General features: G+C 65.6%; 14 protein-coding genes and 2 pseudogenes. 11 read left to right on the forward strand and 5 right to left on the reverse strand.

The annotated features are described in order from the left end of the window. The 3 genes from GOHSU_RS16950 to GOHSU_RS15275 all read left to right on the forward strand — a co-directional run. Positions 1-773: DUF4328 domain-containing protein (locus tag GOHSU_RS16950; RefSeq protein WP_005943711.1), on the forward strand; the 773-nt coding region annotated here is incomplete at its 5' end. Next, positions 770-1,555 carry a glycerophosphodiester phosphodiesterase family protein gene (locus tag GOHSU_RS15270; protein WP_005943713.1) on the forward strand — a complete coding sequence of 262 codons (786 nt, stop codon included), beginning with the start codon at positions 770-772 and terminating at the stop codon, positions 1,553-1,555. The genes GOHSU_RS16950 and GOHSU_RS15270, both read left to right, overlap by 4 nt. Positions 1,556-1,596: 41 nt before the next feature. Continuing rightward, positions 1,597-2,565, forward strand: coding sequence for a DUF5926 family protein (locus GOHSU_RS15275; RefSeq protein ID WP_005943716.1), 969 nt, complete (start codon positions 1,597-1,599; stop codon positions 2,563-2,565). Positions 2,566-2,580: 15 nt separating this feature from the next. On the opposite strand, the gene GOHSU_RS15280 is transcribed toward GOHSU_RS15275, so the two are convergent. Next, a complete protein-coding gene (locus GOHSU_RS15280) occupies positions 2,581-3,876 on the reverse strand; it encodes an LCP family protein (protein WP_245551765.1) in 1,296 nt (431 codons plus the stop codon). Between the two features lie 615 nt (positions 3,877-4,491). Between GOHSU_RS15280 and GOHSU_RS16670 the strand changes: the two genes are divergently transcribed. Continuing rightward, positions 4,492-4,932, forward strand: coding sequence for an aldehyde dehydrogenase family protein (locus GOHSU_RS16670; protein WP_081597817.1), 441 nt, complete (start codon positions 4,492-4,494; stop codon positions 4,930-4,932). A gap of 3 nt (positions 4,933-4,935) precedes the next feature. Here the strand turns inward: GOHSU_RS16670 and GOHSU_RS17310 are convergent. The 3 genes and pseudogenes from GOHSU_RS17310 to GOHSU_RS15295 form a co-directional block, all read right to left on the reverse strand. Continuing rightward, positions 4,936-5,496: pseudogene (locus tag GOHSU_RS17310) on the reverse strand (AMP-binding protein); the annotation flags it as partial. Positions 5,497-5,646: 150 nt separating this feature from the next. Further along, positions 5,647-6,942 (reverse strand): alpha/beta hydrolase, encoded by a 1,296-nt coding sequence (locus tag GOHSU_RS15290; protein WP_005943725.1) that lies wholly within the window; start codon positions 6,940-6,942, stop codon positions 5,647-5,649. A gap of 243 nt (positions 6,943-7,185) precedes the next feature. Then, entirely contained in the window at positions 7,186-8,589 is a 1,404-nt protein-coding gene (locus GOHSU_RS15295; protein ID WP_005943730.1) for an alanine--tRNA ligase-related protein, read from the reverse strand. A gap of 162 nt (positions 8,590-8,751) precedes the next feature. Between GOHSU_RS15295 and GOHSU_RS15300 the strand changes: the two genes are divergently transcribed. The 7 genes from GOHSU_RS15300 to GOHSU_RS15340 all read left to right on the forward strand — a co-directional run bounded on the left by GOHSU_RS15300 (position 8,752) and on the right by GOHSU_RS15340 (position 18,159). Further along, the gene (locus GOHSU_RS15300; RefSeq protein WP_005943734.1) at positions 8,752-10,896 is read left to right on the forward strand and encodes a bifunctional lysylphosphatidylglycerol flippase/synthetase MprF; all 2,145 of its coding nucleotides are present in this window, start codon (positions 8,752-8,754) and stop codon (positions 10,894-10,896) included. 47 nt (positions 10,897-10,943) lie between these two features. Further along, positions 10,944-11,963, forward strand: a complete 1,020-nt coding sequence (locus GOHSU_RS15305) for a hypothetical protein (RefSeq protein WP_024332995.1) — start codon at positions 10,944-10,946, stop codon at positions 11,961-11,963. A gap of 794 nt (positions 11,964-12,757) precedes the next feature. After that, positions 12,758-13,954, forward strand: a complete 1,197-nt coding sequence (locus GOHSU_RS15315) for a cation:proton antiporter domain-containing protein (protein ID WP_005943745.1) — start codon at positions 12,758-12,760, stop codon at positions 13,952-13,954. Next, positions 13,954-14,757, forward strand: a complete 804-nt coding sequence (locus tag GOHSU_RS16390; RefSeq protein WP_005943750.1) for a PrsW family glutamic-type intramembrane protease — start codon at positions 13,954-13,956, stop codon at positions 14,755-14,757. The genes GOHSU_RS15315 and GOHSU_RS16390 overlap by 1 nt, the downstream gene beginning before the upstream one ends. Next, positions 14,754-15,614 (forward strand): DUF5715 family protein, encoded by an 861-nt coding sequence (locus tag GOHSU_RS15330; RefSeq protein ID WP_005943754.1) that lies wholly within the window; start codon positions 14,754-14,756, stop codon positions 15,612-15,614. Before GOHSU_RS16390 ends, GOHSU_RS15330 begins: the two co-directional genes overlap by 4 nt. Positions 15,615-15,618: 4 nt before the next feature. Continuing rightward, a complete protein-coding gene (locus tag GOHSU_RS15335; protein ID WP_005943757.1) occupies positions 15,619-17,190 on the forward strand; it encodes an asparagine synthetase B family protein in 1,572 nt (523 codons plus the stop codon). Between the two features lie 87 nt (positions 17,191-17,277). Continuing rightward, complete coding sequence (locus tag GOHSU_RS15340) at positions 17,278-18,159, forward strand: helix-turn-helix transcriptional regulator (protein WP_005943760.1); 882 nt, start codon at positions 17,278-17,280, stop codon at positions 18,157-18,159. 20 nt (positions 18,160-18,179) lie between these two features. On the opposite strand, the pseudogene GOHSU_RS16960 reads toward GOHSU_RS15340, so the two are convergent. Then, positions 18,180-18,636, reverse strand: a pseudogene (locus GOHSU_RS16960) (hypothetical protein); the annotation flags it as partial.

Below are 18,636 nucleotides of genomic sequence, written 5' to 3' on the forward strand. Positions count from 1 at the left end.
ACACCCTGCCGTCGCGCCGGTCCCAGACGGCACCGGTTCCGGCCGGCACCCCGCGCTACCGGCAGATCCCGCGCTGGGGGCTGCAGGACCGGCCGCCGACGGCCGCCGCGAACGATGCGGACGCACCCGGGGCGCGCGAAGCCGCCCTGGCGTGGATGCTGCGCTGGACCTGGCGCGTGCTGGTCGGTGCGACCGCCGTGCAGCTGCTGCGCTACCTGCTGCTGATGGCCAACCGGAGCCGGCCGATTCCGTACTGGCTCGACCTGACGACCCTGACGTTGATCTGGCTCGCCGGTCTAGCGGTGCTCGGCGTCGCGCTGGGGGCGCTGTACTTCTTCGCCGGCTGGATCTGCCAGGTCCGTGCGCGCTCGTATGCGGCGGCCGGCTGGCGCGAACCGCGGCCCCGGTGGTCGGTGATCGCGTTGGCCGTCGTCCCGTACCTGAACGTGCTGGGCGCCCCGCTGCTGCTGTGGGAGGCGGCCGCGGCCGTCGGTGGGGCGCAGGCCGAGCGTGCGCGCCGGATGATCACGCGCGCCGCGGTCGCCTGGGGTCTGGTCAGTGCCGTGGGCCTGGTCGCGCTGGTCTACCGGATCTTCAGTGTGTGGGTCAGCGACTCGATCCAGACCGGCGCCGATGCGATGGTCTGGACCCTGGTCGCGCTGATCGCCTCGGCGTCCTTCGTGCGCTGGCTGAATCCGCGGCTGAGCGCACTGACCGCCACGGCGGCGGTGCAGACCGGTGCCCCGCGTCGTCGTCTGGTGGTCGCGCCGTGAGTGCCGGCGGGGTCTCCCGGTCCGGGAAGCCGGCGGTGGTCGCCCACCGCGGGTCCTCGGCCGATCACGCCGAGCACACGCTGGCCGCCTACGAAGCCGCGCTCGCCGAAGGCGCCGACGGGCTGGAATGCGATGTGCGGCTCACCGCCGACGAACAGCTGGTCTGTATTCACGACCGCACCATCGACCGCACCTCCGACGGCAGCGGTGTGGTCAGCGAACTGACCCTGGCCCAGTTGCGCGAACACGATTTCGGTTCCTGGCACAGTGGCCGGCCCGCGTCGGTGCTGACCCTGCCGGAGCTGTTGGAACTGACGCTGGACTGGGCGCGGCCGGTGCGGCTGTTCGTCGAGACCAAACATCCGGCGCGATACGGCGGCCTGGTCGAGGCGCGGCTGCTGGAGACCCTGCACGACTTCCGGGTCGCCGCCCCGCCGTCGGCCGATCATTCGCGGGCGGTGGTGATGTCGTTCTCGGCGTCGGCGGCCTGGCGGGTACGACGATCGGCCCCGATGCTGCCGACCATCCTGCTCGGGGACAGCCTGCTGGGGGTCCAGGCCGGACCGGCGACCGCGGTCGGTGCCACCGGCATCGGGCCGTCGGTGTCGGTTCTGCGCGCCCACCCCGAACTGGTCGACAAGGCCGCCGCCGGTGGCCGGGTGACCTACGCCTGGACCGTCGACGAGAGTGCGGACGTGCAGCTGTGCGCCGATCTGGGGGTCCGCTGGATCGCGACCAACCATCCGGCCCGGGTCCGCGATTGGCTGGTCACCGTCGACTGACCGACGCGCCGGGAAATCCTGTCCCGTGAGAAGCTGGACCCATGGCGAAGAAGAGCAAGCGTAATCGGGGCCCGCGCCCGGGAAGTGACCGCGCCGAGCGGATGGATGCACGCAAGGCGCGCCAGGCGGCGGCGCTCGCGGCCCCGGCCCGTCCGCTCCGCGAGCTGCCGGGAGCCGAATGCGATCTGGTCGCCATGCGTGCGTTCATCGCCTCGGCGAGTGCCCAGGTGCGGTGGGCCGAGGGTTTCTCGGCCGCCAACGAGGCGGACTTCGCCACCATCCTGCCCGGTGCCGGTCCGGCGCTGGTGCGTTCGCGCGATGCCGCCATCTGGGGGGAGCGCGGTGCCACCGCCGGTGACGCCGACGGCAAGGTGACCCAGGGCATCGTGGCCCTGCAGACCGATCCCGAGCCGGCCGATCTGGCCGGATCCCTGGCCGCGGCGCTGACCTGGGCTGCTCAGGCTGAGCCGGGCAGCGAGTACCGCCCGGTACCCGCAGCCGGATCCCTGGCCGAGATCGTCGACCCGCAGGCCCGACTGGAAGTGGTCGTCTACAACGACTTCACCTGGTGGTTCGGCGACGACGCCGAGGTGAGCCCGCAGGTGCAGGCGATGTTCGAACGCGCCAACGAGACCATCATGCCGACCGCGCGGCTGACGCCCGAGAGCGGTGTCGGCGCCCCCTGGTGGGTCGACGCCGGTGACCGCGCCCACCTGCGCTGGGTGCGCCCGGAAGACGAAGAGCAGCTGATGAAGGCGATGGCCCGGCTGCATGCGGCGGGCCGGCTGACGATGGGCGAAGGCTCCCGGTTCGCCGGTTCCTTCCGCACGCACGGCCTCGTCGTCCCGGTCTTCGATCTGGACGCCGAGATGCATCACGAAGAGTGGTATCCGGGGCTGGACCGCCTCGACGAGTGGTTCGGCGAGGCGCTGGCCGACGAGTCGGAGTTGACCGCGGCAGAACGCAGTTCGCGGGCCGGCATCATCGGCCGCCAGGTCACTTTGCGCTAGCGGCCGCCGGCGCGATCAGGAGACCGCGCCGCCGGCGTCGCTCAGCAGTTCCGCCGGTACCGGTTTGCCGCGGCGCAGGTAGTCGAAGAAGTCCGTCGTCGACTGGTCCGGCAGCAGCGAGTCGCCGTCGACCGTGTAGTCCGATCCGCCGGTGGGAACGGTGGTGGTGACCGGCCCGCCGCGGAGTCTGAAGGCCAGCCAGCCCAGATCCCAGAGGTGATCGCCGTCGTCGACGGTCAGCGCGCCGACCGCGCCGTTGAGGAACGGGATCAGCCGGAACGGATTGAGCAACACCGCCGGGCTGGCGGCGCGTTTCATCAGCGCGGTCATGAACTTGCGCTGATTCACCACACGCGCGAGGTCGGCGTTGGGGAAGGCCCGCGTGCGGACCAGCCCGAGCGCCTGCGCGCCGTCGAGCCGCTGGCATCCGGCCGGCAGATTCAGTCCGGCCAGCGGATCTCGCAGGGGCAGATCCAGGCACATCTGGACCCCGCCGACCGCATCGACCAGGCGATCGAAACCGCCGAAGCCGATCTCGGCGTAGTGGTCGATGCGCAGCCCGCTGAGTCCCTCGACGGCCCGCACCAGCAACTGCGGTCCGCCCTCGTTGAAGGCGGCGTTGATCTTGTGGCTGCCCATTCCGGGGATCGGTACGTACAGGTCCCGCGGGATCGAGATCAGCATCGGCGTTCCACTCCGCGGCAGATGCGCCAGCATGATCGTGTCGGTGCGGGCGCCGTCGCTGTCGCCGGTGGTGAGCCGGTCCTTCTCCTCCTGGGTCAGATCGTCACGGGAGTCGGTGCCGACGATGAGCCAGGTGGTACCCGGGGTGGAGCCGGGTCGCCCGGGATAGCTCGCCAGCGCATTGACCCGATGGAGTTGGGCGTCGTAGTAGAAGAGCAAACCCAACGGGGTGAGCACCAACAGCAGCAGGATCACCAGGAAGATCAGCAACCAGCGACGACGGCGCGGTTTGCCGCGGGTGGCCTTGCTGCGCGGCGGTGCGGCGGCCGGCTCGCGGCGCGAAGTCCGCTTTCGGGTGCGCCGCGCCTGTTTAGACGCGGGAATCGACTCGGCGCGCTCACGAGCGGGTGCCGACGAACGCGCTCGCTCACGAACTCGCGGTTCGGCCGCTGCTCGCGGCGAGGTCGAACGCGGCGGACGCTCGCGCTGCGGGGCCGGAATCGGCTCGGGTTCCTGGCGCGGTGCATAGCCGGGAGCGGCCGGGACCGCCGCAGCCGGGCGCGGGGCACCTTCGCCGCGATGCTCGGCCGCCGGGCTGCGCCGGACGTCCGGCCGGACTGCGGGCACCTGTGACCAGGCTTGCGGCGCCGGTGGAATCGCGGTGCCGGGCAGGTGTGCGGTGCCCTGATAGGGGACGTCCTGCGCCGGTCGCGGCGGCCGCGGACGGGCATGCCGTCGACCGTGGTCGCTGTGCTCATCGGCGCCCTGCGAGCCCGGCTGTCCCGGCCCCGCGGGGTTCCGGTGACGGGCCGGCTGTTGCTCGGGAGGCTGTTGACCCAGCGGTTGCTGGGCACCCAGCCGAGGTGCCGGGCGGCGCGGCGGCCGAGCAGCCGGATTCGGGGGCCTGTTGCCCCCGGCGGGAGGTCGTGCGGCGGGAGATATCGCACCGGGCGGTCCCCCGGGGCGGGGTTTGCCGCCGGGCGGGGGAGGCTGTGCGTTCACATCTCGTAACGATACCGGCCGCCCCGCGACGCTTCCCGCGCGTAAGGCGGGGCTGCCGACCGGATCTGCGGTTGCAAGAAAGAAAGAAGTTCAATATTTGCGACAAAACATTGACAGTAGTGTCGTTACGCCGAAACATCGAGTTCACGCCGTGTGTTCCACTTCACATTGAGTCAAATCGACGGAAGCGGCCGCCCGCAGCTTCGGACGCGGGTCGTCGCATCGAAAGGACTTCTCACCATGACTACCGTTTCTGCACCGGCCGATGCCACCACCGGCCGCAATTACATCGCCGGCGAGTGGAGCGACTCCGGTGAACTGCTGGATTCGATCAGCCCATCCACCGGACAGGTGCTGGGCTCGTATCGAAGCGCGGGACGCGGTGAAGCGCTCGCGGCGATCGCAGCGGCCCGGCGAACGTTCGACGAGACCGACTGGTCGCGGGATCCTCGCGTGCGGTCACGGGCCATCAGCGAGCTCGCCGACCGGCTGGAGGCTCGCGTCGACGAGGTGGCACTTTCGCTTTCGAGGGAGAACGGTAAGCGGCTACCGGAAACCACCTGGGAGGTCTCCACGACAGTCGACTGGTTCGAAGGTCTCGCTGGTCCAGCCCAGCGCCGCGGCCCAGGCTCGCGAGTTGTACGAGTATTCCTCGTGGAGTCGAGGTGCGATCTTCGGTAACCCAGTGGTGCCGCCGGACAGTTGGAACACCGCTACGTCCAGCAGTTCGGGGTCGATCCTGGGCGGTATGCTGTTCGCTCCGGCGGCCACGACGTCGTCGAACGACGCCATCGAGGAGGGGTCGACCCCGCGTGTGGTGATCACCGTGTCGACGGTGCCCGCGCTGAGCAGATCCTCAGCGATCGTGAGCAGGCGGCCGCCACCGAAATCTGCCTGGCTGATCAGGCCGCGGGCCCCTAGGTGCTGTGCCAGGAGCCCGACCTCGCGGGCGCCATGCTGGGCCAGGGTGCACACGGGCACCAGGCCGGCGCGGACACAGCCCAGGTAGGCGACGACCGTCTCGGCGGCGTTGCCCAGCTGAAACATGATCCGGTCACCGGGACGCAGATCGGTCGTGGTGCCGATCCCGGCGGCGAACGAATCGACCCGATCGGCGAGCTCACGGTAGGTCCAGCGGACTTCCGGAGTCACCAGCGCCGTCTGGGGTCCCGTGTTCGGCGAATGCCGCAGAGAACTCATCGGACAGGCTTCGGCGTCGCCAGAGACCAGCCGACCGGAAAGCATCGACGCAGGCGTCGGGATATGGAACCAAGTGCGGCACGACACTGTAAGACATAACGGTGAAAAGACTGACGTTCCCGTCTCCTGTCAACGAAATCTGGTGCTCAGTGTCTGCGCGGAGGGTGAGTCAGGGCCGTAGATGCCAGTCATCGTTCAGTGGATGCCCAGGTGAGTGGCGATCCACGGCAGCTCGGTTGCCAGGCCGGTCCGCCACACGGCGAAGCTGTGGCCACCGGGCACCGTCTTGAATTCCACCTGCATGCCGGCCGCTTTGGCGGCTTGATGGACCTGCTCGAGTCCGGGTCGGTATTCGTGATCGTCGATGCCGACGACGAAAGCTCCCGAGGTGTCCGGAAACCGCTTGGTCGCGAGGATGTCGAGCGGATTGATCGCGCGGAACGCCGCCTCGTTGCCACCGAAGAGGGTGTCGACGGTGTGTTTCCGCGAGCCCAGGGTGGGTTCCAGCTGACCGGACATGTCCAGGAAGACTCGGTAGTCGTCGGGATGGTTGGTGACGAGCTGGAAGGCACACGTGCCGCCGTAGCTGAGGCCGCCGACGGCCCACTGGGTTCGGTCGAGTGAGACGGTCAGATTCTGCTCTGCCCACGTGTGCAGATCGGCGGTCAGGTAAGTCATCACGTTCCCGGCGGGTGAATCCACGCACGCGGGGTTGCCCCAGCGCGAGCCGGTGCCGTCGGCGACGACGACCACCGGTGCCAGACCTCGATGGGCGGCGGCGAAGCCGTCCATCGTTTCCACCAGTCCGCCGCTGCGCACCCAGTCATCCGGTGAACCGGGCTCGCCGGCGAGGAGGACCAGCACCGGCAGGCGGGGCCGTGGATTGGTGAAGTAGGCGGGCGGAAGGTAGACGATGGCATCGCGCGCGGTGAAGCTCGAGGTGGTCGGCGGAATATGCATGGCGACCAGCCTGCTGGCCGGCATGGGTGTGCTCGGCGGGTACCAGTTGGGCAGGTCCACCACCGTGATGCCGTGTGCGGCGAACTCGCCGGGCGTTGCCGTTCCCACCGGGCTGGGGTTAAGCAGCACGCCGAGCGTCGGATACGCATCGAACTCGCGATTAACCCCGTTGGCACAGGTGACGATCACCGCGAGCGTTGCCACGATGCTAGTGAGCCGTCTGCCGAGACCATCTGCCAGAATGATTCGGGCGACGGCGAGGCAGACCGCAGCGGTGCCGACGGCGACCCATGCGCGTGCGGGTCCGGGAAGCGGCTCAGCGAGGAGATCGAGGGCCCCTGCCAACGGGCTCAGCGTGAGGAAGAGCGCGACGGCCACGATCAGTGCGCAGCCGACGGCGATCAGGTGATTGCGCGAGCGCCCGGCCAACAGGCAGCACAGCCCGGCCGCTCCGGCCACGATTATGACGATAGACAGCGTCCCGGAGGTGAGGGGAGTGTCGGGAACCGTGAGGCCGCGCACAGCGGTCATGTCATGCTCTCGCAGAAGGCCTGTCGAAAACAGAATCGCTGGAGAACAGATTCTTCTCCAGCGATTCTCTTGGTGGAGGACATACGGATCGAACGTATCGAAGGCACCCCAACCGGCGCATCCCCCTCGCTGCCGCGTGGGCTGACTATCAGGCTATGGGGCACGCCGCGCCGGGGCAAGACAATCGGCAAAGGTTAAATGAATTATGTTGACCCCCAAATTGTCATTGTTGACGATCTGGAATTAAGCGCCCATCGTTGTTGAAGCACGCGAGAGTTCTCGCTGACGGCGCATTGCGGTATCGAAGTCCTCGCGCGCCCCATCGGTCACTTCGATCCCCATGGTCCGAGCCTCCTCGGTGGCCAATTCGACGGGGAAACCAAACCGTTCGTACAGCGTGAACAGATCGGATCCGTTGAGCGGACGATTCTCCTTGCCGAGCCTCCGCAGTTCGCGGAGTCCCTTGGCCAGGGTTCGCCGGAACTGCCGTTCCTCCTTGGCCAGTGCGGCGAGGATCTCCTCGCGAGCGGCAGCGATGTCCGGGTAGGCATCGCGGTAGATGTCGACGGCGACCTCGGCAACCGTCGACAACGTGCCGTCGCCGAGCCCAACGCCGTGGGCGAAGCGAATGGCGCGGCGGAGCAGGCGGCGCAGCACGTAGCCGTGTTCCTTGCTGGACGGCCGGACCCCGTCGGCGATCAAGAAGACGGCGCCGCGGACATGGTCGGCGATGACGCGCATGGCAGGCGTCTCTTCGGCGTACGCCCGACCGCTCAACTCCTCGAGCTTTACGACGATCGGCCAGAGCGAGCTGACGCGGTAGACGTCGGGGCTGTCGATGGCGGCGGCGGCGATCCGTTCCAGTCCGCCGCCGAAGTCGACGTTCCGCCGCGGCAGTGCGGCGAGACCGTCGTCGGTCCGCAGGAACTGCATGAACACCGAGTTGCCGATCTCCAGGTACTGCCCACCGTCGGAGTTGGGGTGCGGATGCTCGCCGTAGGCGGGATCGTGCTCTACCTTCGGAAAGTAGTAGAAGATCTCGGTATCGGGGCCGCCCGGGTCGCCGATCGGCATCGTCTCGGGGCCGCCGCCACGCGACCACCAGTTCTTGTCGCGGTATCCGCAGATCCGGGCACCGTCGCTGCCCTCGTCATTGCCGCGCTCCTCGGTGACCAGGTCGACGCGGTCGGCGGTGATGCCAGCCGCGGCGAACAGGTCACGCCAGATCTCGGCGCTCTCTTCGTCGGCCGGGATGCCGAGCCCATCGTCGCCGGAATAGATGCTGACGTATATCCGGTTCGGGTCGAGTCCGACCTTGTCGACGAGGAACTCCCAGGCGAGGCGGATCTGTTCGGGCTTGAAGTAGGCCCCAAGGCTCCAGTTGCCGAGCATTTCGAAGAAAGTCGTATGCCGATTGTCGCCGACCTCCTCGATGTCCTGCGAGCGGAGGCACGGCTGGACGTCAGCCAGGCGGTCGCCGCTCGGGTGATCGGCGCCGAGCAGGTAGGGCAGCAACGGCTGCATCCCACTTCCGGTGAACAGGGTCGTGGGGTCGTCGCGGAGGACTAGCGGCGCGCGGTCGAGGATCACGTGCTGATGATCGATGAGGTGATCCAGATAGAGTGCTCGGACCTGGTCGACATTCATGACGATGAGATTCTCCTCCGATGGCGTATATGCAGCACGTCACCTATATCACGGGATAATTTCCGAACGCCTAATTCAAATAGGTTTTGTGAACTATCTAGCACTGTTTGTTAAATGCCTTGAGCTGAGGAACTGGCAACCGGATGTTTTACGATCCGAGATATGAATTCGAATGGTGACGTATCTGGGGATTCCGGCATCGTCGGCGATCCCGCCTCACGATTCCGCGTTCTGCTCTCACGTTCTGTCGCGGCATTGGTTACGCTCCTTCGGCATGCGCCACTCTCGATTTCCCTCGCCGTCATCTATGTAGCCGCCGGGATCGCCACGGGCTCCGCATGGCGGGCAATCGGGCAGACCGAGTGGCTCGACCGGGTCGGGTACGGCGTACCGGCCATGGAGTCGGGCCAGTACTGGACGCTTATCACCGGTATTTTCTTCGGTCTGACCCCCTGGCAGTTCATCAGCATCGTGATCATGCTGATCACCGTCGCCGCCTGGGCCGAGTCGAGGCTCGGGACGCCGCGGCTCGCGGCGGTGATGATCGGTGGACAACTCGTCGGCATCGGGATCGCCCTGCTCTTTTCCTGGGGTCTGAGCGATGGTGTCATCAGCGGAATCCGCTGGGACTGGCCGACGCATCTGGCGTCGATCCGAGATGTCGGCATGACCACCGCCATTGTGGGCGCGGCCTCGGCGGCTTCGGCGACTCTGTCCTCACCCTGGCGCCTGCGATTCCGGCTGATTCTGGCGGTCTATGTCGCGGTCTCCCTGTTCTTCGAGGGAACGCTGGCTGATGTTGCGCATATCGCGTCGTTCGCCCTGATGCTGCTGGTCGGCGAGAAGCGGTTCAGCGGCAGCGAACGGGGCTTCGCCCCGCGTACGCGCCGTGAGGTCAGACTGCTGGCATTCGCCGGTTTGATCGCCATCGTCGTCGCCGATTTAATGATGTGGTTCTTCCCCGGATCCGGTCCGCTGCGCCCGACCGACGCTGATGGCACGGCAGTCTGGCTCCGCTGGGTGGAGATCGCGATCGTTGTGGCGATCGCCTGGCAGCTACGTCGGGGCAAGCGCTGGGCGTGGACGGTGTGTCTTGTCGTCGGCGTGATCAACATCGTCGGACTGCTCGTTGTGATCGTTCTCGTGGCCACCATCGGGTTCCAGGCGGTCGGCGGCATCGGGCTGGGGACTTCGTTGCTCTGGCTCGCGCTGACTTGGGTGCTCATCAGCGGCCGTTTCGCGTTCCACGTGCCGGCTCGGGTCGGCATCGGTGCCGCGCGCGATGTGGTCCGGGCCAAGGAACTGCTGCGCAGATACGGGGGCGGGACGATGTCGTGGATGACTACCTGGGAGGGTAATCACTATCAGTTCCTCGGATCGGGCCAGGGCTACGTCGCCTTTCAACGACACGCTGGTGTCCTGATCGCTTTGACTGACCCGGTGTGTGTAGATGATCGCCGCGAGGAGGCAGTGCGGGGATTCATCGATCTGGCCGAATCCAGCGGCCTGACACCGTGTTGGTTCTCCGTCGGCAACCAGACAGCGGCAGCCGCGCGGTCGAGCGGCTGGCGAACGGTCAAGATCGCTGAGGATTCGATCGTCGATCTGGAGGGGCTGGAGTTCAAAGGTAAGTCGTGGCAGGGTGTCCGCACCGCATTGAACAAGGCAAAAAAGCTGGGCATTGAGCACCGGCTGGTCCGGCTGGCCGACCAGCCGCTCGATATTCGGGCGCAGGTCACCGGCATCTCCGACGAGTGGATCGGAGGAAAAGGGTTGCCGGAGATGGGCTTCACACTGGGCGGCATCGACGAGGCACTCGATGATGACGTGTATACCTCGCTCGCGACAGATCAGGTCGGCGATGTGCTCGGCGTTCTGTCGTGGCTCCCGGTATACGGCGGTGCGGGAGTGGTTGTGGGCTGGACGCTAGACGTGATGCGACGGACCGGCGATGAGTTCGGTCCGGTGATCGAGTTTCTCCTGGGCTCGGCAATGCTCGAGTTCAAGGCCCAGGGTGCTCAGTTCGTATCCCTGTCGGGTGCCCCACTAGCCGGTGACGATGCGACGGGTGCGAAGGGAGGCGCCGAGCGCGTACTAGACAAACTTGGTGCGGCGATGGAACCACTTTACGGCTTCCGTTCTCTTCACGCGTTTAAGAAGAAATTCCGGCCGCGCTATGAGCCGGTCTATCTCGCCTATCGAGATGAAGGGGACCTGCCCCGCATCGGCTTAGCTATCAGTCGCGCCTATCTGCCGAACGCGACACCGAGGCAACTGGGACGGATGGCTATGAGCGCCAAGAGCTGATGAGGTCTGCGCGGACGGTACGATCCATCGGCGGCAATCGGCTGGTCGTGATCTTTGTTGTGATCGCCACGCTGGCTATCGTGGGAGTCCGCTTCTACCTCGCAGCTACCGGGTATCCACAGATCGGCGGCCACTCGAATCTACATATTGCGCATGCGCTCTTCGGCGGCGCATTCATGATCTTCGCACTGGTGGTCGGGTGGCTCTTCCTCGGCCCACGTCCCCGATTTGTCGCCGTATGCATAGGTGGAATAGGTTCGGGGCTCTTTCTGGATGAAGTAGGGAAGTTCGTCACGAAGACAAACGATTACTTCTATCACCCGTCCGCTGAAATCATGTATCTGACGATCCTGGTCGTGCTGGTCGGGGGAAATCTAGTGCAGATGACCCGTGGACTGTCGGCCGGCGAGATCCTGGTCAATGTCGGGACGGCGGCCGCGGAAGGTGCGGAGTTTGGGCTGACATCTACTCGCCGTACCGAACTTCTGGGGCTGCTGTCCGATGCGAGGATGGTCGGTGCGGACCAGGCGAAAGTCATCGCACTGCGCCAGGCCATTGAGCAATGTCCGCAGGCAAACCAGCGATGTGCAGACGCAGTGTTGCGACTGATCGCTACGTTACCGCGTTGGCTCACCGGCCCGAAGTTTGCGGCTGCAGCGGGCTGGCTGATGGCGGTCACTGCCCTTCAGGTGGCAGTGACCTCGTTGTTCGGCCTCGATTGGCGGCCTTCTGAACTGCTATTCGCCGCCCAGGGTGGTGAGAGGATGGATCGAATCTCTGACTACGTCTATGTGGTTCTGGGTGCGGTCACGTGTGTCTGCTCGACCATTGCGCTCGTCCACTGGCGGCGATCCCAAGCCCCGCGCGCCCGGGTGCAGGCATTGCGATTGCTCGCGGCGACGGCCATCGGATTCACGATTGTCGGTGGGATCGTCGACTTCGCCGAATTCGGATTGTTCGCGCTGGTTTCTATCGTGACCGGGTTGATCACGATAGGACTGATAGACCTGCGGATCGCCGGGGAGATCCGTGAAGCCGCTGATGGTCGATCGCCGAGTATTGAATAGGCGGGAGAATTCCCAGCATGCAAACAATTGTCGATTGTTGTCCTCCGTGAAACATTTGTACTTAGACCATGAGATGCATTTCTTCGCGCGGGACGGCTAGCATTATGGCGCTGACATCAGTGTCAATTGTTGACCGGGGAAAGTGGGAGGATTTGATATGAGGAAAGCCAGGGGAATGGTTCTGATGACCATGATGTTTACCGTGGCCCTCTCAGTCGGAGCGTGCAGCAGTGTAGATGAGCCGGGTAAGTCGTCGGAGCACCCCTCCGCAGCCTCGACGTCGGCCTCGACTGGGGTTTCGTCTGAGTCGGCGGCGACGACCACCGAGGCGGAAACCGGGCCGGTCGCGACCGGTCCCGCCGCCACGTCGACGCCGCAGGCGGTGCTGGACGATGACCCGGGCGGCCACCCGTGCATCACTGACGCCGGTGCTACCGGCCATCTAGCGCCTGAGACCGCAACCGGCGGCAAGTGGGTGTGCGTGACGACGGGCACGCCGTCTGGCGCGGAACGCCACCAGCACCACGACGACGATCCAGGTGGCCACCCGTGCACCGATCAGTCGGGCGCACCCGGTCATCTGGTGCCGGAGACCCCGACCGGTGGCCAGTGGATCTGCGAGATCACAGGGGATGCTCCGCGCTGAGCCCGATGTGGACGGAAGTGTCGGTGGAAAGATGGCGGGGAGGGAGGTGTGACGAAGAGGTGGTGATGCCAGCACTCGAGCGTCTCAAGCTAGCTTCCATCGACGCTCCAGTTCGCTCCGACGGCCGGGAGGTGCTCAACTGACAGCCGTGCTCTTCGCAGCGGGGCTGAGCATCCTGGCTTGGGCCCTTTTCGCGCGCCGATTCGGTGAATGGAGGGTCGCCCCCGCGCTCGTCCTCGCCGGTGCTGGCGTGATCACCTCGGTGAGTCTGGGCATGGATTTGGCCGAGCCGCTGTACTCGCCGGTGACTGAGCGTGTCGTCGAGATGATACTGGCGCTGCTTCTCTTCGTCGATGCGACAGAGGTCCGCGGTGGTCTGCTTGGGCGCGACCGCGGTGGTGCGCTGCGCCTGGTCCTGATTGCGCTGCCGGTCTCGTTGCTCGGAGCGATGATCCTCGGGTGGTTGGTATTGCCGACATCAATGTTCGCGGTGTGTTTGATGATCGCTTGCGCGGTGATGCCCACCGATCTTTCACCGCATGGGACGCTGTTCGGCAACTCCTTGGTGCCTGAGCGTGTGCGTCATCTGCTGAATGTCGAGAGCGGATACAACGATGGCGTCGTGGCGCCGTTATTCGTCTTTGGACTTACGCTGGTCGAGGGTCACGGAGCTGAGGACGGGTTCGTCCATGAGGCGCTCGCGGCGGTCGAATCGGCGGGGATCTCACTGCTCGTCGGTGCGGGAGCCGGCCTGCTAGTCGGCTTCCTGGCGAATGCGGCATTACGTACCGGCCTCACTTCCGACCGGGCCTTGGGCATCACCGTGTTGATGACCGCTCTGCTGACGTACGGGCTGGCGACGATCGCTGGAGGCAACGGCTTCGTGGCCGCTTTTATCTGTGGCATCGTGTACCGGCTGACCCGCGACCATCGAATACACGGCAGTGAGCTCGAGTTCGTCCAGGATGTCGCAATCATCAGCAACCTGCTCGTCTGGTTCGCATTCGGATTGGTGCTCGACTATGTCTTCGACCCCGGAGTGCTGTGGTCGACCACCGCACTGGTCGCCGTGTGTGCGGTCACCGTCTTGCGGTTCGTGCCCGTCCAGCTGTCCCTGCTCGGCAGCGGTTACGGGCGCCGGGACCGGAATCTGATCGCTTGTCTGGGTCCGCGCGGCACCGCTTCTATCGTTTTCGGCCTGTTGGCCTGGACCAAGGTCGCCGGCGACGACGTCGACGACGCCTCGCTGATCCTCGTCGTGGTTGCCTGGACCGTCGCCCTGAGTTTGATCGTCTACTCCGTTGCCGCAGTGCTCCTGGCGGCCCGACAGAAAGAACCGGCTTGATGAACACACCGACCGAAGTGACCTGGCGTACCGCCGGGCCAGGGTTGCGGAGCCCGGTGGTCCTCGGAGCGTTAGCCGGCGTCGCTTCGCTGCTCGTCATCGTCGTCTCGGCGCTAGATTCGACGGCGGCGGTCGTCGGCATCGCAGCCGTCGAAACCGTGGTTTGCGCGGGTCTGCTCGCCCTGGTCGGCCTGCTGCTGATCCCTCGCGGCGTGCTGACGCGGTCGACGGCCATCGCGGCACTTTACTGGGGAGCGCTCGTCGCGCCCTGCCTGGCGAGTCTCCTGAGCATCGCCGGTGCCGGATGGGTCATTGCGCCGTTCCTTGAGGAAACTCTGAAATTGTGCGGGGTGGTCGTGGTTCTCCGTTGGTGCGGGCGGGCCTCAGCCCTTCGCGGTTTGGCCATCGGCTTCGTAGTCGGGGCGGGATTCGAGATCTACGAGAACATCCTTTACATTCTTATGCCCGACGTACCTCCTGTGCCCGGAGCTGAGGCGAGCGGTGCTCTTGAAACGGCTGCAATCCGCCTGGTCGCCGGCTTCGGGCTACACGCGATGACCGTGTCCATTACCGGGGCGGCGGTCGGGACCCTGATCGCGCGGACCGGGAGGGCCGTCGGGAAGCTCTCTGCGCTTGCGCTCGGTGGCGCGATCCTGATCCACCTCATCTGGAATCTCGGCAATGTTGGCGGGTTCCTCGCGGTATTTCTGATGATCCCGGACTACGTCGTCCTGGTGGTGGCTTTCGTCATTGTCCGGAAACGGGCGATCGTCGCCTCGGTGCCGACCGGACTCGCCGCATGACGGCGGATATCGGGGGGTTCCGCCAGGCGATCGACGAGATCGTCACAGCACTCGATCGTGTGCCAGAGAACCCGGCACGAGCGCTTCCCCAGTTGATCGACGATCAGCCGGCCGCGATCGCCGTGCTGTCGGCACATCCGGCGGGGTATGGGGCCGCAGTGAGCGGATTGTGCGCTGAAGCGGCGGCCTTCGTGCCGAACGACCGTAGCTCGGCCAGCGACCTCGCCAGCCTGATCCGCGTTTTGCTGCTCCACCAGATCGACGTGATGTGGTGGGGTGATCAACCCGAGTATGAGAACTCGGGTGCCGTTCTCGACGCAGCCGATCTCGTCGATCTCGACGAACTCCGCGCCCGTGAGCGGCTGGGGTTCCGTTATCGGCGCCAACCGGCGACGGTGACTTCACGGGCGATCCGCGCAGTGCAGCGACGTCTTCCGCTTCTGTCCGGACCGCCGGGGGCGGGGCTTCGGTATTCGCGTGCTCGACCGGAGATCGTCGCACTGCTTAACCTGATCGCCGACGAGTACCGGATGAAATGCAGAGTCGGATCGAAGGCTGCCCGCGGTGGGGTCTGGATGAATAGTGCGGCGCGCAGTGTCTCCCATCAGGAGCATCTCAGGCGGCTCGGCTACTCGGCTATGAGGCCGAGCGCGCACTGTAGCGGCTATGCAGTCGACATCGCTGTCGAATGGTTGCGGCCGACCGGTGGCGACGAGATCGTCAAGCGAATCCTGATCGATCGACGCGATCGCGGGGAGATCAATGTGATCGATGAGGGACCTGCCTGGCACGTCTGCCCGGCGCCGGCGAGCATGCCGTCCCTACGCGCGTACTACGACCTGCAGATGGAGGGATGAACCGATGTGCGGAATCGCATTGATCGTTGGGGAAGGGGCCCGGGACAACGATCTCGACCCGATGATGGCAGCGATAGCCGGACGTGGAGAGACCGACGAGCGGTACTCGGGTGTCGGGCTGGTCGCTGGCACCCAGCGACTCAAGATCGTCGATCGCGAGCATGCTCAGCAGCCGTGGCGCTCGCAGGACGGACGGTGGTTGCTCTGCTACAACGGCGAGGTGTTCAATCACGCTGAGCTGCGTGCGGAACTCCACGCGCGCGGGCATCACTTCCGTTCCGAATCAGACACCGAGGTGATCCTCGCGGCCTTTAGCGCCTGGGGCCTTGACGCGGTGCACCATCTGCGCGGCGAGTTCGCCTTCACCATCGTGGATCTCGGTAGCGGAGAGGTGTATTTGGCTCGCGATCCGATCGGCGTGAAGCCGCTGTACTACAGCTGGCGGCACGGTCGAATCCACATCGCGTCGGAGGTCAAGGCGCTCACCGGAGTCGGCGCGAGGATCTTCGAGGTCCCCCCGGGTCACCACGGGCTGGCGGCCGGTACCGCGGGCCCGGTCCTGCTCCCGTACTTCGATCTGCTCGACGGCCGGCAGAACAGTGAGCCGATCGACGACCCGGATGAGGCCGCCACCCTGATTCGTTCGATACTCGACGATGCCATCGCGGTGCGGGTGGACACTGATCTGCCCGTCGGCGTGGTGCTGTCCGGAGGTCTGGACAGCTCTGCGGTCCTGTCGAGGGTCCATCAGCATCACCCCGATTGTGTGGCATTCACGATCGGCCGGCCCGGCAGTGACGATCTGGACTATGCCCGTCGGCTAACCGCTGACCTCGGGGTGCGCCATGAGATCATCGACCTGAGGCCCAGGCAAATCGGGTTTCCCGAGATTCGCCGGGCCGTCGCGCTGAGTGAACTCACCGAGTACGGCGACGTGATCAACGCCGTCGTATCGATCCCGTTGTTCGAGCGCATCCGCGAGTGCGGGATAAAGGTCGTTCTGACCGGTGACGGTTCCGACGAGCTGTTCGGTGGCTATCCGATGTATCACACGATCGATGCCGACCAGGCAGATCGGCTGTTTGTCCACAAGTTGCAGAACCTGGGGCGTACCGAACTCCAGCGCGTCGACAGATCGAGCATGGGTCAGGGGGTAGAGACCCGAATTCCCTTTCTGGATAAGGAGATGCTCCACCTGGCCATGCGGATTCCGCTCTGGCTTAAGACCGCTGGGGAACAGGAAAAGTGGCTAGTGCGGCGGGCGTTCGCCGACGCGTTGCCCGACTACATCCTGCAACGGCCGAAGGCCGGGATGTCGTACTCGTCTGGACTGCACGATCGAGCGCGGCTTTTCAGGCCCTTGTTTGCGGGGATCTATCGCCGGTTGGACTACGACCTGCATGAGCCGATGCGGCGAGACTTCGACTCGGTGCTCGAAGCGGCCGGAAACGATCTCGATCGCGCAATCGCGAGTGCGGTGAGACGCCCGGACTACCGCTTCGGTGAGCGTGCCCGCGATCTGGCTGGTGCGGTGCGCTGGAACATCCAGTCCGCGTTGACTGGGAAGGTCGGATGATGGGCGGGTTCGGGCCAAGATCCGATATCATGACCCGCCCGAATTGTTAGCATCAGCAGATGTATGGCTCGGTCTAGGGAGGTCCGCGTGACGTCGCGCCAGGACAAGGAGTCGCCCGTAGGGCGCACGAGCACCTCGCTGCCTCCTGCGATGCAGAAGCATCGAATATTCGGGGGCGCTGACCAGGGCATCACGATCGAGAACATCGGCCTCGCGGCCGCCCCGACGATGGAGTGGACGTACGCCGAACCCGCGCACACGGTGCTGGTGTGGAGGCGCGGCATCGCAGAGTTCAAAGAGGCCGACTTCGACGGGAGCTCGCGTCAACGGGTGAGTAGTCGTTCGAGTAATATCTGGATTATTCCCGCCGGAATGCGATCCTCCGGGGTGGCTCGGAACGTTTCGGCGTCCGAGGTCCTGCACTTGTCGCTTACGTCGGATGCGATCGGCGCGGACCGGCTCCGTCCGGTCGTCGACCGCCGTGATCTGGTACTGCGCGGTTTAGTCGAGCGGATCTTCAGTATCGACGGTCGCGACGATGCGGTGGCGCGTCTGCTACGCGAATCGTTGTCGGACTCGCTGCGGCTTCATCTGTTGGACGCGTACGGCGAAGCACTGTCGCGGCCGCGCTATGAGAAGCGCGACCTGGATCATGCGACGAAGCGACTGTTGACCGAGTATCTCCACGATGCGCTCGACGGCGAAGTCAGCCTGGATACCCTAGCCGACCTCGCCGAGATGCCCAGATCCTCGTTTCGGCGAAAATTCGCCGCGGCGTTCGGCACTACACCGCACCAGTACCTGATGGAGCTGCGACTCGACCGAGCCAAGTCGCTCCTCATCTCGACCGGACTCACGGTCACAGAGATCAGCAGCGCGTCGGGTTTCGCGTCCCCGAGCCATTTCGCGACGACCTTCAAGAATCGGGTGGGCGTGACGCCGACGCAGTACCGCTGGAAAAGGTCATAGGTGGGCCCCGGGTTTCCTGATTATGCCGCGCCGAGTGCGTTGACCTCTGTCACGCTGACCCAGAACGCCTTGTTGGAGCGGTTGTTGGTGAATCTGGTGCCGTCGTCGAACGCTTCGACCGCCCAGCCGTTGGCGATGTACGTCTCGTTGTAATGCAGGACGTGCAGTGGCTCGGCGGTCCCGAGGTCGGCGGCGACATACCTGACGATGCCGTCCTGGCTCAGCGTCACGGTGTTCGTCGGTTCGCCGGCTGGGGTTTTGGGCTGTTTGACGAAGTCGACCGTGCAGTTGACCGTGTCTCCCTGAATGCCGCAGATCGTTCGGCCGGTCTCGGTCCGCACGTAGGTTACGCCGTTCGAACCGGTGGGCAGAATCTCGTCAGCGTCAGCCCTTGCGGCCGCCGCTGCCAAGCCGGTCAGTGCGAGGCTGGTGATTCCTGCGGCCAGAACAAGCCTCCGGAATACATGCACGATCTCT

The organism is Gordonia hirsuta DSM 44140 = NBRC 16056 (genome assembly GCF_000333015.1).
Classification (GTDB): Bacteria; Actinomycetota; Actinomycetes; order Mycobacteriales; family Mycobacteriaceae; genus Gordonia; species Gordonia hirsuta.

What these genes read in the sequence shown, in the direction of transcription:
- GOHSU_RS15300 (WP_005943734.1), top strand. Translation starts at nt 8,752, where the DNA reads ATGAATTCGAATGGTGACGTATCTGGGGATTCCGGCATCGTCGGCGAT.
- GOHSU_RS15330 (WP_005943754.1), top strand. Translation starts at nt 14,754, where the DNA reads ATGACGGCGGATATCGGGGGGTTCCGCCAGGCGATCGACGAGATCGTC.
- GOHSU_RS16390 (WP_005943750.1), top strand. Translation starts at nt 13,954, where the DNA reads ATGAACACACCGACCGAAGTGACCTGGCGTACCGCCGGGCCAGGGTTG.
- GOHSU_RS15335 (WP_005943757.1), top strand. Translation starts at nt 15,619, where the DNA reads ATGTGCGGAATCGCATTGATCGTTGGGGAAGGGGCCCGGGACAACGAT.
- GOHSU_RS16670 (WP_081597817.1), top strand. Translation starts at nt 4,492, where the DNA reads ATGACTACCGTTTCTGCACCGGCCGATGCCACCACCGGCCGCAATTAC.
- GOHSU_RS15275 (WP_005943716.1), top strand. Translation starts at nt 1,597, where the DNA reads ATGGCGAAGAAGAGCAAGCGTAATCGGGGCCCGCGCCCGGGAAGTGAC.
- GOHSU_RS15290 (WP_005943725.1), bottom strand. Translation starts at nt 6,942, where the DNA reads ATGACCGCTGTGCGCGGCCTCACGGTTCCCGACACTCCCCTCACCTCC.
- GOHSU_RS15295 (WP_005943730.1), bottom strand. Translation starts at nt 8,589, where the DNA reads ATGAATGTCGACCAGGTCCGAGCACTCTATCTGGATCACCTCATCGAT.